Here is a 16,311-nt window from a genome sequence, read left to right as displayed (position 1 = left end):
CCCACCCTTACCGGGCACATAAGTGCACCCCCAGGCTATCCCGCATTAAGAAACAAGAATCAGCTTTGACTCCGGCAGATAAAGGCGGATCCTACTGCCCTCTTCGTAAGTCTCTTCTGCCGGCCTGTTTACCAGAAACTTTCCTGCTGCCGTAAGTACCTCATACTGATAGCCTTTTCCAAGAAATGTCCGGACGCCCACAGTTCCTTCCAGGATGTTATTGTCCTGTCCCTGATCTGCCACCCGGATATCCTCCGGCCGTATGGTACCCATGCAGGCACCTTCCCTTTGGGCAGTCTCTACGTTAAATACTGCGCCGGTCCCGGTTTTATATACGTCTCCCTCCTTCTTTAAGGGAAGAAAGTTTTCAAATCCGATAAATCTTGCAACAAATTCCGTGTTGGGTTTTTGATAAATGTTTTCCGGCGTGTCAAACTGTTCGATCACGCCCCGGTTCATGACAGCCACCTTATCGGAAATGGAAAAGCACTCCTCCTGGTCATGGGTGACGAACAAGGTGGTAATGCCCAGTTTTTTCTGGATCCTCTTGATCTCCATGCGCATGTTGATGCGCAGCTTTGCATCTAAGTTACTTAACGGCTCATCAAGGAGAAGAAGCTTTGGCTCGATCACCAGCGCTCTGGCAAGGGCCACCCTCTGTCTCTGGCCGCCTGACATCTGCTGGGGAAACCGCCCCCGGAACTCCGTAAGGCCGCAGACCTCCAGGATCTGATCCACCTTTTTATCAATGTCCGCTTTATCAAGCTTTCTCATCTTAAGCCCAAAGGCCACATTGTCATAAACACTTAAATGAGGGAACAGGGCATAGCTTTGAAATACGATCCCAAAATTCCTCTTATGGACCGGAACCTTCGTCAAGTCTGCTCCATCTAAAGTAAAAACTCCGTTCTGAGGCTCAAGAAATCCTGCCACCACCCGGAGAGTTGTGGTCTTTCCGCAGCCGCTTGGCCCTAATAAGGAAACCAGTTCCCCTTCCTGTACCTCTAAATCAAGTCCCTTTAAAATCTGCTTCTTCTTGTCATAACAGACATCAATGTTCTGCAGCGTCATATATGCCATGGTTTTTCCTCCTATTTCGCCAAAGCGGCTATTCCCAGGGTCTTGTCAACAATTACCATAATAAGGACCGTTATGGCCATTAAAAGCACGGAAACCGCTGACACAGTAGGGTCGTAATTATATTCGATGTAATTCATGAGGGTCGCAGGGAATGTGGATACCCCGGGACCTGAGAGAAACATGGAAACCGGAATGTTATTAAAGGAGTTAATAAAGGCCAGCATAAAGGCTGCGGAAATTCCTGATGTAATGTTAGGAAGCACCACCCGGAAAAATGCCCCTGTTTTTGTGCACCCTAAGCTCCAGGCCGCCTCTTCCACCGAAAAATCGAACTGGTCTAAGCTGGAGCCCACCACCCGGATCACATAGGGCAGGGTTACCATGAAATGTCCGGCCAAAAGTCCGGCAAATACCGGAATTCTTAAGGTCAGCACCAGAAACTGATAAAGAACAAAACCGATTACGATTCCAGGCACAATGGTTGGGGAAAGGAAGATGGATTTTAAAACCCCCTTTCCTTTCATGCCTGACCTTGCCAGGGCATAGGCAGCCGGGATCCCCGCAATAAGGGCGGCCACAGTGGCAAGGAGCGCAATTTCCAGACTGGTCAAAAAGGAAACCCGGAAGGATTTTAAGGCAAATACATTGATAAACCAACGGAAAGAAAAAGATTCAATGGGAAAGGTGATGGCACTGCCCTCCCCAAAAGCAGTCACAGTGATGATCACAAGAGGCAGGATCAAAAACAGGAATACCAGCACGGCAAAAGCGGTGAGCATTTTATTTTTACGCATTGTTTCCTCCTCTTCTGTCCAGCCTGGCCGCCAGGGTATTTAAGCCCTTGATGACAACCAGGGTCGTGACGATCATGATCAGGGAAATGACCGCAGCCCCATTCCAGTCTCCAACGCTCATGGCTCTCTGGTAGATGAAAGTGGCAAGGACCATATGTTTATTGCCTCCCAGAAGCTGAGGCGTTGTATAGGCGGTCAGGGTACCGGTAAACACCAGGATGCCCCCCACAATGATTCCTGGAAGGCTCATGGGAAAAACCACCTTCATAAAAGCCTTGAACTTGTCCGCGCCCAGGCTGATAGCAGCCTCCATCATGTCATCTTCTATATTTTCCATGATACCGGCCACCGTAACGATCATAAGGGGAAGAAATAAGTAAACGGAACCAATGATGATGGAGAAATCCGTGTATAACAGCTTGGCAGGCTTTTCCACAAGACCGGCTGCCAGAAGAAACCGGTTGATGATGCCGTTGCTCCCTAATATATTAATCCAGGCAAAGCTTCTGATTACAGAATTGGTCATCAGGGGAAAAATAGAAACAGACAGAAGGATCCCCCTCCATTTTTTCCTGCACCGGCTTATAAAATACGCGGTGGGAACTCCCGCAGCCATACAGACAATCGTCGTTATAAATGCGACCTTGACCGTCCTCATAAAAATCTTAAGATAATACTCATCCTGAAAAAATTCCACATAGGCGCTCAAAGGATAGTCCCCGGTAGAAAAAGACGGGACAAGTACCCTTAAGAGCGGAAGAAACAGACACACTGCCAATATTACAAGCCCTGGCACGACCATTATAAATGCACTACTTTTCTTCATCCTGACCTCCCCGCGGGTTTTACACATCATTCATTGTCAAAACTTATTATTACTTATAAGTACAGTTAATTTATATCTATACTTTTATTATAATTTATGATATACTGTACGTCAAATACATATAATCTATATTTTTTATGCAGTAAAGCTATAATAGGAGTATATGATCGGAATGAAAAACATTCTGGTAAGCCACCTCATCACCTGCACAAAAGGGGGAACACCTATGGAACTGAAAGAAGCAAGATACATTCTGGCAATTGCCAGGCAGAAAAACATCAGCAAAGCGGCAGAAAGTCTTTTCATCTCCCAGCCATCCTTAAGTAAATATTTAAAAAACTTAGAGCATCAGCTTGGAGTCAGCCTTTTTGACCGGGTTGGAAGCGGTTATTTTCCAACTTACATCGGAGAACGCTACATTCATTATGCAGAAAAAATCGTAGAATACGGCATGGAATGGGATATGGAATTTGATGACATCATGCATCAGAACCATGGACGCCTAAATATCGCCATCCCCATCATGCTTGGAAACAGCCTGATCGGCCCCACCCTGTCCAAATTTCACCGGCTGTATCCCCACGTCACGGTCAACATGATGGAGGAGGTCAATTTTGTAGCCGAACATACCCTGACCGACCACACTGTGGACTTAACCTTTTACAATGTCCATGAATTCCCCACCGGCCTGGATTACCAGGTTATAGGAAAAGAAGAAATGGTTCTGATATTATCAGGCTCAAATCCTTTGATACAGAAGGCAGAAAAAAAAGAAGGTTTCCAATATCCCTGGATCGATCTAAGCCTTCTTGCAGACGCCCCCTTTATCCTTCTCTACCCGGACCAGAATACCGGGGGCCTTGCCCTAAAGCTCTTTAAGGATTACGGGCTGCAACCAAAGGTCCTGCTTCATACCAGAAGCAGTGAAATGTCCATCCGCCTTGCCATGGAAGGCTTAGGGGCTGCCTTTGCCCCGGAAAGCTACTACCATTTTCTAAAAGACAGGGAGCCCAGCTCTTCCGTCTGCCTTTCCATTGGAAAGGAAAAGATCCAAAATACTCTTATAGCTGCTTACCAGAAAAACCGGTATTTGCCGAAATACGCCAAGGCCTATCTTGATATCCTGGCCGGCTATTATCAGACAAAACATCTATAGGGTTTAGTCCCGGCGATTCTTCCCCTATTTCTTTGCTTTTTTTTAAACTTGTGGTAATATAGATTTAAAAACGAGGTTTCCTATGGTTAGAAGAATACAAAAAACTATTTTCCTTTTTATCCTGATTTTATTATCCCTTACCTCCTGCCAGATCCAGAAAAAGGAGACAGCAAGGGACCTTACCGGAATTCCCGTTGACACAGAAAAAACTGAATCCGTTTCCATTTACTATGGTTCCATTTGTTATTCTTTTTATGATGAAAATAAAGAAACCATAGCCACAGTGGCTGATCTCTTTCACGGCTTCTCTTTAAAAGAAGTTCCAGACGGGGCCCTTGATATAGCCACCACTTATCAGATTTATTTTTCCAGCTCCGACGGTCAGACCGGTGCGGTAAATGTGGACGAAAACGGCATGTTCTATCTGCCGGATACGAAAAAATATTACCAGGTAGCTGACGGAGCCTTTCACCTGGAAGAATTGGAAAAAATATATCAGGACAGCATGAATGCAGGCGGCTTAGACAAAAGCCAATGCCTGATCCAGTAAGAAAGGCTTTATTGAAAGGAGACTTTATGAGTGATCATGAAAAAACAACTGCAATTGTAGGGATGGGCGCATTAGGTATGCTCTATGCCAGCCAGATTTCCGCCTCCCTTGGCCCTGATGCCGTTTTCTTTCTCGGGGACCGTGAGCGAATAGACCGTTACAGCCGGACGCCCTTCTCCATAAACGGCCGGCCCTTTTCCTTTAGAATTCAGGATTGTGCAAAGGCTCTGCCTGTGGATTTTCTCATTGTGGCCGTCAAGTACGGCGCTCTTCCCTCTGCTTTGGATACCATGGCGGCCAGCATCGGCCCTGATACCACCATCATATCAGTCATGAATGGAATCGACAGCGAGGAGATCATTGCAGAACGGTTCGGCCAGGAAAAAGTGCTTTATTGCATTGCACAGGGAATGGATGCCATGAGGTTCGGTTCCAAGCTCACTTTTACCCGTCCCGGAACACTTTATCTTGGAACCAGAACCAATGGACAGGAGTCCCGGCTAAAGGACTTAACCGGATACTTTGACAGAGCCGGTGTATCTTATAAGGTAGAAGACAACATTGTGAAACGCCTTTGGGGAAAATTCATGCTGAATGTAGGGATCAACCAGACCTGTATGGCCTTTGAAACCGATTACAGCGGAGTGCTTGCTCCCGGAAAAGCTTACGACGCCCTGATCGGGGCCATGGAAGAAGTGATCGCCCTTTCTCAAAAAGAAGGAGTCGGCTTATCGGAAGAAGATATGGCTTTCTACATAAATCTGATCAAAACCCTTTCACCGGAAAGCGTTCCCTCCATGCGTCAGGATGGAATCGCCCGCCGGTATTCGGAAGTGGAAATGTTTTCCGGAGTTGTCCGGCGTCTGGCGGCAAAACACGGGTTAATGGTTCCGGTCAATGATATGCTTTATGAGAAGATCAAAGAAATAGAAGCAGCTTATTAAGGAAAATCCCGATCTATCAAACTCATCTAAAAGACCAGAATGATTTTATTCAATTATTACCATTAATTGCTTTGATATGATCCATAAATTTCATAATTCCAATCTTTTTGCATAAATATAGGTGAGACACCAGAATGTAAAAAGGGGCTTGAGTTTGGAAAGAATACTTGATAATAATTATTACGATCTGTTTATTAATAATGCTCTCATTCCATTACATGAAATTAACTATGATTTGACTTACCTCAATGAAGATTTTTCTTTGGAACATGTTCCCGTAGAATCTATGAACCTTTGTGACTTAGGCCTGTATCCTTACAACAGTTTTTCATCAATCTTTACGCTGAATTCAATAGCAAGTATAGACAGATCAGGAATTACAGCAGTTCAGAGCAATCCTGATTTAAGCTTGTTTGGAAAAGACGTTTTAATAGGAATTATAGATACAGGCATTGATTACCGGCACCAGGCTTTTAGAAACAGATACGGAACCACCCGCATTCAGTCCATATGGGATCAGACCATACAAAACGGTGAACGGCCGGAAAGCTTTGCATTTGGCTCCGAATACGGCAGAGATTTAATAAACCAAGCGTTGCAGTCTGATGATCCTTTATCTATCGTTCCTTCGATTGATACCAATGGCCATGGCACGGCAATTTCCAGCATAGTGGCCGGCAGCCCAACCAATGACCAAAGGTTACGCGGTGTTGCTTCGGAAGCTGATCTGGTGGTCGTAAAACTGAAAAATGCAAAAAAAAATTTAAAAGATATCTTTTTAATACCGGACAGTGCCCTGTGTTTTCAGGAATCTGATATTATGCTTGCCGCACGTTATCTCTTTCTTGTTTCCCTGCAATTAAATAAGCCAATGGTGATCTGTATTGCCCTTGGAACAAGTCAGGGAGGACATGACGGGAACGGTCCTTTAAGCAGCTATCTGGATTACCTGGCACTGCTTCCCGGAGTTGGAGTTGCAGTCTCAGCAGGAAATGAAGGAAACAAACAAAGGCATTATTTCGGCGCCCCTGTATCCGGATTCTCTTACCATGATTTTGAATTAAATGCGGGAAATGATGACAGTATGTTCTCCTTGGAAATCTGGTCATATTCTCCGGCACAGCTCTCCATCAGCATCACTTCACCCAACAATGAATCTACCAGATTAATTCCTCCGGCTCTAAATAGCTGCTTAAATTATAATTTCAATTTAAGCGAAACAAACATCTGGATAAATAATATTATTTTTGAACAAAACACCGGAGACCAGCTTATCCTGCTGCGTTTCCAAAATACCTTTCCAGGAATCTGGCATATTCATGTAGAGAATATGAATAATGATTCCTTCTCCTTTCATGCATGGCTCCCGACAGGTGACTTGATCTCAAACGAAACATACTTTATAAACTCAGATCCAAACGTTACGATTACTTCTCCGGGAAATGCAAAAAGCCTGTTGACGGTTACCGCCTATAATCAGGACAATAACAGCATTCTGGAAGAATCAGGCAGAGGCTACACGAGAATAGGATTAATTAAACCTGATATTGCAGCTCCAGGCTATCGTATCCCATGTGCACTTCCGGAAAACACATATGGCTATGCCACAGGAACAGGAGCGGCGGCGGCTCACACAGCAGGCATTATGGCTATGGTTTTTGAATGGGCAATTGTCAAAAAGAATTATATCCAGATGACCGGCAACATTATTAACCGGCAGTTAAGTTGGAATGCAATGCGGGATGATTACAATACTTATCCAAATAACATATGGGGTTATGGCCTGGTGGATATCAATCGTTTTTTTACAACAGTTAAAAATGCTTAAACTCCAGTGTCAATCTGTTCTTCTTTCAGTGATCCGTTAATAAGGACATCTAAAAGGACTGGAATCTGTACGCCATATACGTCCGCAGTCAGTTAGTCATTCCCTTGAAATTCAAGGCATGTTCACGCTGATGCGAAAAAAAGACCGGTGCCAGGACGTAATTCCCGGCACCGGTCTACATGTATTGTGATTCCTCCGTGCTAAAGTATGTCTGCTGAAATACTCCATAGTGGCTGGAGAGTCTGCAAAGCAGACTCTTTATTACATCCTGCCGGTATTTTCGATATAGTGAAATTGCTGCTCCAGGTGACTGATGTATAACAGCAATCTTTCATACAGCGGCAAAACCTTATGGCCGTACTTTTCTTCAAGGCCTTTGCCAATTTCCCAAACAGTTCTGCTGCCGTCAATTTGAAGAAAAACCCAGCTTCCATACTCATCCATGGCAGTCTTTTTATATTCCGGAATTCTGAAACCAAGTTTTCTAAAAAAACGCTGGACCTTGTGATCCTGTTTTTCAAGTATGGTCACAATGCCGTTTTTGTCAACTTCATATTCCAGTTCATCCGAAATTTTATATATGATATTTAAAACCTCATCATTATTATTTAACATTCTTCACTTCACTCTTAAAAATCGGTATTGCGGTCGCTGCTACAAGAATAATCAGTAAGATAAATGCCATTCCATTTGTGTTCGCAAATCCGTTTGGACCGGTGCCTTTGATAATGCCCGCAACCTGCAGTATGATTCCGATCAGTCCGATGATTGATCCGCCGGCAACAAGCCCTGACGACAGGCTTACTCCGTTAGAAACCCTCACTTCACTTTCCCTCTCATTTTGGGAGTATTTCTCCGCAAAGAAACGAACCAGGGCTCCTATCAAAATGATAGAGGTTGTGGATATGGGTAAATAAAACCCTATTGCCACTGTCATTACAGGGAGTCCCAGTAAAAACAATACAATTCCCATCACAATACCGCAGATGATCATGACCCAGGGTAATTGACCCGACATGATTCCGGCGGTCAAGGTTGCCATTAAATTCGCCTGAGGCAGTGCAAACGGAACATTGTCACCGGTCATGGAAAGCTGGTTTGAAAGCAATAATATGACGCAGGTAACTACCACAACGCCTACCACTGAAGCAATGGCAAAATATTTCTGCATTTCAGTCTTATCTCCGCCAATGATAAAAGAAACTTTTTGCGATTGGCAGTAACCTCCCGCCGCAGCGATTGCAGTGACGATAAAGGAGCCGAACAGCAGCAAGGCCTTGTTATCAGCCACGCTCTTCCAACCCAATCCCACAAACAGCAGTGTGACAATAACAATAGAAGCAATTGTCATTCCGGATACCGGAAGGTTTGAAGTTCCGATGGTACCGGTTAAACGGCCGGAAACAATGACAAACATCAAGGACAGCACCATGGACAAAACAGCGCCAAGCAAAGCCATGGCAAGGTTGCCGCCTGACACCAGGAAACCGCCGATAAAGCCTATGATAATACCTGCCAGTAATATAACAGTTTCAACAGAAGACCCGGCGCCGGCGCCTTTTCCTCTGGCATTCATGGTTTCCTTTATGGAAGCGATAACCGTCGGAATCAGCTTTACCGCACCGATCAGGCCGCCGGAAAGCATCATGCCAGCACCGATATATTTTACGTAGCTCCCTGCTATATCGCTGACCCCCATGCCGTTTACACTGACAGCGGGATTATTCCATACGGCCGGGCCGCCACTGCCTAAAGAAGCAAAATAGCCAATGAGAGGAGTAACGGCAAAGTTGGATAATATGGAACCGGCAAACATGGTCACGGACACCTGCATTCCAACAATAAAGCCGATCCCCAGCAGCAGGGGATTTACTTCCAGCTGAAACTTCCATTTGTAAAAAGGCTCATTTACAAAGCTGATCACATTGTTGGTGATATTTAAGAATGAGCTGGTCAACATGGTTATCAAACCGCCTATTCCAAATCCGATCCCCATAAACTTAAGTGAATCTTTAGCGCCTTCCGAAGCAACCAGGGTTTCAGAAATAGCCATTGATTCCGGATACATTAATTTCCCATGCTCTTCCACGATCAAATAATTGTAAACAAGAGAAGCTGCCCCAATACCAAACAATGCACCGCCGACTCCGATCACAAAGCCTTCCAGAAATGTCACTTTGGAACCAATCAAAAGAATTGCCGGCAAAACAAATATCATGCCGCTGGCAATGGATTCACCGCCGCTTGCCATCCCCTGCATGAGTGTCTTTCCAAGAATCCCCTTTTCCCTGGCAAAAACAGCAATAAATACAGAACCCAATATGGAACCCGGTATCCCGGCGGCAACTGTAAGACCAGCTTTCATCCCCGAGTAAGCAGTCGATGCGGCGAACAATGCTGACAGAAGAATACCAATGATTAATACTGTAATATTTCCGCCCAATCCTGAGCTTTTGGAAACGTATGGGACGTAGTCTTTTCCGGACACACCGCCATATGCTCCTTTAGATAATTTTTGATTCATACACAGTACTCCCTTATATTATATAGTCATTGCTTGATTCAATAATTGCCATAAATTGAAACCCAATAAATGGTCCACCTCTATGCCGCTATTTGAGAGCTTTCAGCGCTTCTGTCAAATACTTCCATGTCCTCTGGGTAGACGGAATGCTTAGATGCTCCTCTGCAGTATGTACTCCAGACATGGTAGGTCCAATGGAAATCATATCCAGGTTTCCATTAAACTTTTTATCAAAAATCGCACATTCAAGTCCGGCATGAATTGCACTTATCAGAGGTTTTTCACCAAATAAATTCTCATATAAGTCTATAAAAAGCTGTCTTACTTTTGAATCGGGATTATATTTCCATTCCGGGTAATCCGATTCAGCAGACACCTTTCCATTGGTAAGGCCGGCAATGGCGGCAACGGTATTATAAATATTATCCTTTATACTTCCAACAGAGCTTCTTATAGAACTGATGATCTCAACGCTGTCCTCCTTTATCTGAACTACTCCCAGATTCAATGAACTTTCTACCAACCCCTCAATATCCATGCTTACACTTTGTATTCCGTTTGGAATCAGATACATAAAATTAATGATGTTTTCCTTTGTATCCTTTGACATGATTCGTTCCGGCATATTTTCAGCAGGTTTTAGCTCAATTTTTATATCCGGATCTGCTGTTTTGAATTCATCCTTAAATATTTCCTCCAAACGGGAAACCTGCTCTTTCAGTTCTGAGACATTGTCAATATTAACACACACCACAGCCTGTGCATCGCGGGCAATGGCGTTATGCTTTGAACCTCCACTTACGGAGCATAAATTTAAATCCATCTCCGAGCTCAAGCTTTTCAAAAGGCGGGCCATCAATTTATTGGCATTTGCTCTGCCCTTATGTATTTCCACTCCGGAATGACCGCCCTGCAGACCTGAAATATCAATTGCATAAGCCGCCCGGCTGGGATCCGGGCTTTCCCATATTATGGGAATACTGATCCTGGAGGTACAGCCGCCTGCACAGCTTACCGTCAGGATTCCCTCTTCCTCTGAGTCAATATTAATAAGCGTTTTACCCGATACATTTTTGGGATCCAGCACATGGGCGCCATCCATTCCAGTCTCTTCAGAAGTGGTAACCACCAATTCCACGGGCGGGTGCTCCAGCGTATCCGATGCCAAAACCGCTAATCCCATAGCAACGGCAATACCGTCGTCTCCTCCGAGAGTTGTTCCGTCTGCGTAAAGCATATCTCCAACGATTTTCAATTGAATCGGATCTGTCATAAAATCATGGGTTACATCAGGTCTCTTTTCACATACCATGTCCATATGTCCCTGGATCACAACGCCGGGGCTTTCTTCATACCCCCTGGTCCCTGGCTTCTTGATGATTACATTCAGTGCTTTATCCTGTATGACCTCCAGCTTGTGTTCTTTGGCAAAAGAAACTAAATAATCGCTGATTCTTCTTTCATCTCCCGAACCTCTCGGAATACTGCTGATTTCCTCAAAATACTGAAACACTTCAACCGGTTCCACGTTTACCAATGCTTTGTTACCCACGGTATATGATCTCCTTTACTAAAAAATTAGCCCTCTATGTGTTTAAAAACAGGTTTATGGGCAAAAAACCCAATAACATATTAACACAATTAAGTCCAAAATACAATAGACTTATTTGTGCATTTTAACATAAACTTTATTCAACACTTTCTCTTGTAATGTTCAAAAATACCATTATATTTTCAATTATAACCTAATATTTAGGTAATAATTAATAAATATACATTTTATAAACCTTTCATCCCTGCCCGTGATTCGTATATCCCTTGATATAAGCAGGTATTGATTAAAATTCACAATGAATAATGTACACAATTTTATATTATAATTAGTAATCATCCTCTTACGGATCCTATCATTAATATCAATGTCAATGGAACAGCTTCCCGAAATTGGGGCTGAAATCACAGCTGGAAGTGATCCAGCCGGATAAGTAAATACGAAAAATACGAAAAAAGTGCATTTCCCCATGGAAACGCACTCTTTCCGTATCAGCCTGAAATGAAAAACTAACATAGCAATCTCTGTAACTGCACAAGAAACACAATCAATTCTGCACGATGGGTTCTATCCCCACATCCATGCTTCCGGACCGGAATCCCTCCAAATCCATGGTGATATATGTAAATCCCAATTCCTTTAAGTAAGAGATGATTTCCCCGCTCTTTTCCATCAGCTCTCCCATTGCTTCCCGGTCCACCTCCATCCGGACGATGTCTTTATGAAGCCTTAAGCGCACATTTCCTTTCACAAGAGAGCTTACAAACTCTTCGCCCCTTCCGACAAGGCTCAGGACATCGTAATTGATTTCCGTATTGTAAGGAAGCCGGGTCGCCATACATGGAGCAGAAGGCCTGGATGCTACGGAGATTCCGTACCACGCGGCCAGCTCCTTTACCTGGGCCTTGGTGATGTGAAGCTCTGCCAGAAGGCTGATGATTCCTAATTCCCTTAAGGCCGTGATCCCGGGACGGTAAACATGAAGGTCATCCTCATTGGTCCCATCCATGATATAAGGAATGTTCTGTTCCTGGGCAAAATCCTTTAAAGACTGGAACAGTTTCTTTTTACACAGATAGCACCGGTTTACAGGATTAAAGCGTATTTCCTCCTGCTCCAGTTCATTGACGGAGACTACCTTATGGATTCCTCCCAGCTCCTTTGCCACTCTGGCGGCGATCTCCAGATCACAGGAAGGGTGAAGGCGGCTGTCAAAGGTTACCGCATAAACGTTTTTCCCCGTCTTTCCTGCCGCATCTGCGGCCACCTTCAGCAGCAGGCTGGAATCCACTCCCCCGGAAAAAGCCAGACAAATGTCTTCTTTGGCATACTCCGCCATCGTCTGTTCCAGACGTTTTTTTATTTCTGATATATTCTGCTCCATTATTTTTCCGCCTCCTTGCGTATGATACCGTATACGGTCTGGTAATCCAGTCCGCTTTGCCTGCAAATACTTCTTACACTTTCAAATTCCGGATAACAGAACGTCCTGTCCTTGTAGGTACAGATTTTTACCTCAGCTCCTCCCCATTCGGTCATAACTGTTCTTTTCTTCCTGTCCAGAATGGTCCTGGAAACCGGATATCTCCTGACTCCAATGGTGGTGGTCTGAATGAACAGAATATCCTCCATTCTGCTGATCTCCCCTTCCCGGCAGATCAGGCTGAGCATATAGGCAGGACGATTCTTCTTCATAAAGACAGGCGTATACCAGACATCCGCCGCTCCCGCTTCTAATAAAGATTCCATGGCAAAACCAAAGGCTTCCCCGGTGCAGTCATCAATATTGGCTTCCAAAACCCACATGGTTTCTCCTGCCTCTTTTTCCTCTTCCTGCAGAATCATGGCCCTCAGGATATTTGCCTGCTTAAAGTCCTTTTTCCCTGCTCCGATTCCTGTTTTTAAGATCCGGAAGGAGGATGGCAGGCCCTTTCTTGTCCTAAGGGCTGCTGCAATAGCTGCTCCGGTGGGAGTCACCATTTCTCCTTCATTGTCAGTAAGCCGAAGCGTCAGCCCATGAGCCGATGCAATTGTTACTGTTGCCGGAACAGGAACCGGGATGACCCCATGCTGGCAGCGGACGCTGCCATATCCCTCCGACAGAGGAGACACCACGATTTCATCCACTCCCAGGCTGTCCACACAGACTGCCACACCGATAATATCCACAATGGAATCAATGGCTCCCACCTCATGAAAATGGACTTCTTCCACAGGGATGCCGTGGGCCTTTGACTCCGCCTCTGCCACGATTTCAAACATCCGCCTTGCCATTGCCTTTACCCTGCTGTTGGAGTCCAGGCGGTCAATGATGGCGTAAATATCCTGGAGATTCCGGTGGACATGGAGCTGATCATGACCGCTGATATGGTTGTGGTCACGGTTGTGATCATTTTCATGGTCATGGCAGTGACTATGGCCGTGATCATTCTCGTGGTCATGACCGTGACTATGGTTGTAATCATTTTCGTGGCTGCCGTCATGCTCATGGCTATGCCTGTGAGCAGTCCCGTGTCCATGATCATGCTCTTTATCCTCCAGGATAACATCAAAATCATAAGCATCCAGCCCGCATTTCCTGGTCCTGCCAAAATGAAGATGATAGCCATCCACTCCCAGGCTCTGCAAGGCCTTAGTGAGTGCCTCCCTGTCCGCTCCCAGGTCCAAAAGAGCGCCTACGGTCATATCACCGCTGATCCCTGAATTGCATTCCAAGTACAGTATTTTTCCCATTTTATCTCACCGCCAGTCGATTGATTTGTGTTGCTATATATCCGGCTCCATATCCATTATCAATGTTTACAACGGAAATTCCATTTGCGCAGGAATTCAGCATTGTAAGAAGAGCTGACAGCCCATGGAAGCTGGCTCCGTAACCTACGGAGGTTGGAACTGCAATGACCGGGCATTCCGCCAGCCCGGCAATCACCGTCCCAAGAGCCCCTTCCATTCCTGCCACAGCAATAATACAGCTGGCATTCCTGATCCTGTCCCTTTGGGAAAGAAGGCGGTGGATTCCTGCCACCCCCACATCAAAGATCCGGTCCACCTGGCAGCCGAAATATTCTGCGGTCTGCGCCGCCTCCTCTGCTACCGGAATATCAGCCGTACCGCCGGTACAGACTGCCACACAGCCTTTCCTTTCCTTTCCCGGGCGCTCCACCTTCAGGATCCTGGATATGGGGTCATAACAGACTTCAGGCACAACGGCCTTAACCAGATCAAACTGTTCCACTGACGCCCTGGTTCCCAGCACCTCACCATCCCTTTCATAGAATTTCCTGTAAATCTCCACCAGATATGGATCCGGCTTTCCCTGACAAAAGACTGTCTCTCCAAAGCCGGAACGAAGCGCTCTGTGGTGGTCCAGCTTTGCATAGCCCAGATCTTCATAAGGAAGATCCTTTAACAGCTGCTCTGCTTCCCTGATTTCCATTTCTCCTGATTTCACCAGGTTAAGCATATCTCTAATCTCCATGATCCCGACTCCCTCCTCTTACGTTGTCTTATTGTTCGTGCAAATCAAGCCTTCTTGTGCATATGCGCTTTAAAAGGCCCTCGGAATGGCTGACCACCAAAAGGCCGATTCCCCGTTTCTTCACTTCCGATATGAGAAAATTCCAGATCTGACTCTGGGTGATCAAATCCAGCATGGTACTGATCTCATCCGCAAGGAGAAACTTAGTTCCCCCGCCCAGCGCCCGGGCTATGCAGAAACGCTGGAGCTCACCTCCCGAAACCTCGGCAGGATACCGGTTTAACCATTCCGCTTCAATGCCAAGTCCTTCTATGATCCGTTTTTCCACCCCATCCCCCTCTTTTAAAACCTCCCTAAGCTTAAGCCTTGGGTTTACAGAGCTTTCCGGATGCTGCCAGATCATCTGGACAGGGCAATAGCCCTTATAAGAAGAAAGGGGCTTTCCGTCTAAAATCACCTCTCCCTTGTCCGGTCTTTCATACCCTGCAAGAATCTTGCAGCAGGTGGTCTTTCCAAAGCCGCTGGGAGCAATCAGCCCCAAACGGTCCCCGCTGTCCATGTGCATGGTCAAATCGTTTAATATCTGTCTATTCCCATTATCATACCGGAATGATATGTTTTTAGCTTCCAGTCTCACCTTATCCCTCCTTTACCTTTACACACCGGACCATTCCTCCCCGCAGGCCAACGTATTCCACTTCCCCGGAACACCTTGCTTCCCGATGCTCACATCTGGGACTATAAGGGCAGCCTTTAGGACGGTCCTTTAAGTAAGGCTGGGTTCCCGGCGCAGCCCAAAATCCATGGTCAGGCATGGCCCTGTAAAGGGCCTTTGAATATGGATGGCGCAGGCATTTTTCCTCCCTGAAATCAGAGGCAGATGCTTCCTCAACGCTGGTTCCGGCATAGAATACCACAATGCGGTCCGCAATTTCAAGCGCCAGTTCCAGATCATGGGTGATGAGAAGCACCCCCGCCCCTTCATCGGCCATTTCCCGAAAATGGGACAACACCCTCCTTGCGGCCTCCGCATGGAGTCCCGGCGTAGGCTCATCTGCAATGACCAGTCTTGGTTTTTCCATGACAGCAGTGGAAATCAGGATTCTTCTGGTCATTCCCCCTGACAATTCATAGGGATACAATCGTTCCACGCTCTCATCAAGTCCGTACCGTTTCAGCGTTTTTAAGCTCTCCCCCCTGCTTTCCTTATCCTTCCTCCCTTTCCTGATCTGAGGTCCGGCTTTCATTAAGGGATCTAAATAGGAAACACTTTGGGGAACCAGAACGATCTCCTTTCCCCGCAGCTTTTTTCTCCGCTCTTCCGTCAGCTTCTCTCCATAATAGGAGATATCTCCGGTCCAGGCCGCATTATAAGGCAGAATCCCCAGAACACCATGTGCCAGCAGGCTTTTGCCTGATCCGCTGGAGCCGACCACTGCCACCAGCTCCCCTTCTTTCACAGTCAGGCTCACGTCCTTGACAGCCAAAAGAGTGGTCCTTTGTATCCAACGCTCATATTGGGTGAATGACACCGATAAGTGCTCTACCGACAGAACTGTTTTCTTCTCTTCCAATCCAT

Annotated in this window: 15 protein-coding genes; 4 read left to right on the top strand and 11 right to left on the bottom strand. The window is 45.8% G+C overall.

Going from position 1 to position 16,311, the window contains the following annotated elements:
* Positions 1-45: 45 nt before the first annotated feature.
* From K401_RS0117260 to K401_RS0117250, 3 genes are read right to left on the bottom strand one after another with little or no spacing between them, the layout of a single operon-like run.
* The gene (locus tag K401_RS0117260; protein ID WP_024294122.1) at positions 46-1,080 is read right to left on the bottom strand and encodes an ABC transporter ATP-binding protein; all 1,035 of its coding nucleotides are present in this window, start codon (positions 1,078-1,080) and stop codon (positions 46-48) included.
* A gap of 11 nt (positions 1,081-1,091) precedes the next feature.
* A complete protein-coding gene (locus K401_RS0117255; RefSeq protein ID WP_024294121.1) occupies positions 1,092-1,874 on the bottom strand; it encodes an ABC transporter permease in 783 nt (260 codons plus the stop codon).
* A complete protein-coding gene (locus K401_RS0117250) occupies positions 1,867-2,700 on the bottom strand; it encodes an ABC transporter permease (RefSeq protein ID WP_024294120.1) in 834 nt (277 codons plus the stop codon). The genes K401_RS0117255 and K401_RS0117250 overlap by 8 nt, the downstream gene beginning before the upstream one ends.
* Positions 2,701-2,926: 226 nt before the next feature.
* On the opposite strand from K401_RS0117250, the gene K401_RS0117245 reads away from it, so the two are divergent.
* From K401_RS0117245 to K401_RS0117230, 4 genes are all read left to right on the top strand, one after another.
* A complete protein-coding gene (locus K401_RS0117245) occupies positions 2,927-3,856 on the top strand; it encodes a LysR family transcriptional regulator (RefSeq protein WP_024294119.1) in 930 nt (309 codons plus the stop codon).
* A gap of 82 nt (positions 3,857-3,938) precedes the next feature.
* The gene (locus tag K401_RS0117240; RefSeq protein WP_024294118.1) at positions 3,939-4,406 is read left to right on the top strand and encodes a hypothetical protein; all 468 of its coding nucleotides are present in this window, start codon (positions 3,939-3,941) and stop codon (positions 4,404-4,406) included.
* A 26-nt stretch (positions 4,407-4,432) separates the two neighbouring features.
* Entirely contained in the window at positions 4,433-5,350 is a 918-nt protein-coding gene (locus tag K401_RS0117235) for a ketopantoate reductase family protein (RefSeq protein ID WP_024294117.1), read from the top strand.
* Positions 5,351-5,504: 154 nt separating this feature from the next.
* Positions 5,505-7,178: a S8 family peptidase gene (locus tag K401_RS0117230; protein ID WP_024294116.1), complete on the top strand. Its 1,674-nt coding sequence runs from the start codon at positions 5,505-5,507 to the stop codon at positions 7,176-7,178.
* Between the two features lie 261 nt (positions 7,179-7,439).
* On the opposite strand, the gene K401_RS0117225 is transcribed toward K401_RS0117230, so the two are convergent.
* From K401_RS0117225 to K401_RS0117190, 8 genes are all read right to left on the bottom strand, one after another.
* On the bottom strand, positions 7,440-7,793 hold the full coding sequence (locus tag K401_RS0117225; RefSeq protein WP_024294115.1) for a hypothetical protein: 354 nt from the start codon (positions 7,791-7,793) through the stop codon (positions 7,440-7,442).
* On the bottom strand, positions 7,783-9,702 hold the full coding sequence (locus K401_RS0117220) for an OPT/YSL family transporter (RefSeq protein WP_024294114.1): 1,920 nt from the start codon (positions 9,700-9,702) through the stop codon (positions 7,783-7,785). The genes K401_RS0117225 and K401_RS0117220 overlap by 11 nt, the downstream gene beginning before the upstream one ends.
* Positions 9,703-9,790: 88 nt before the next feature.
* Positions 9,791-11,254 (bottom strand): aminoacyl-histidine dipeptidase, encoded by a 1,464-nt coding sequence (locus K401_RS0117215; protein ID WP_024294113.1) that lies wholly within the window; start codon positions 11,252-11,254, stop codon positions 9,791-9,793.
* Between the two features lie 547 nt (positions 11,255-11,801).
* Positions 11,802-12,638 (bottom strand): ATP-dependent sacrificial sulfur transferase LarE, encoded by an 837-nt coding sequence (larE, locus tag K401_RS0117210; protein WP_024294112.1) that lies wholly within the window; start codon positions 12,636-12,638, stop codon positions 11,802-11,804.
* On the bottom strand, positions 12,638-13,987 hold the full coding sequence (larC, locus tag K401_RS0117205) for a nickel pincer cofactor biosynthesis protein LarC (RefSeq protein ID WP_024294111.1): 1,350 nt from the start codon (positions 13,985-13,987) through the stop codon (positions 12,638-12,640). Before larC ends, larE begins: the two co-directional genes overlap by 1 nt.
* 1 nt (position 13,988) lies before the next feature.
* Positions 13,989-14,732 carry a nickel pincer cofactor biosynthesis protein LarB gene (gene larB, locus K401_RS0117200; protein ID WP_024294110.1) on the bottom strand — a complete coding sequence of 248 codons (744 nt, stop codon included), beginning with the start codon at positions 14,730-14,732 and terminating at the stop codon, positions 13,989-13,991.
* 28 nt (positions 14,733-14,760) lie between these two features.
* Entirely contained in the window at positions 14,761-15,369 is a 609-nt protein-coding gene (locus K401_RS0117195) for an ABC transporter ATP-binding protein (protein ID WP_024294109.1), read from the bottom strand.
* A 1-nt stretch (position 15,370) separates the two neighbouring features.
* The gene (locus K401_RS0117190; protein ID WP_024294108.1) at positions 15,371-16,306 is read right to left on the bottom strand and encodes an ABC transporter ATP-binding protein; all 936 of its coding nucleotides are present in this window, start codon (positions 16,304-16,306) and stop codon (positions 15,371-15,373) included.
* Positions 16,307-16,311 lie beyond the last annotated feature (5 nt).

Source organism: Lacrimispora indolis DSM 755 (genome assembly GCF_000526995.1).
In the GTDB taxonomy this organism is placed as follows: domain Bacteria; phylum Bacillota; class Clostridia; order Lachnospirales; family Lachnospiraceae; genus Lacrimispora; species Lacrimispora indolis.
Note: the sequence above shows the minus strand (reverse complement) of the source record. Positions and strands in the feature narration are given on the sequence as shown.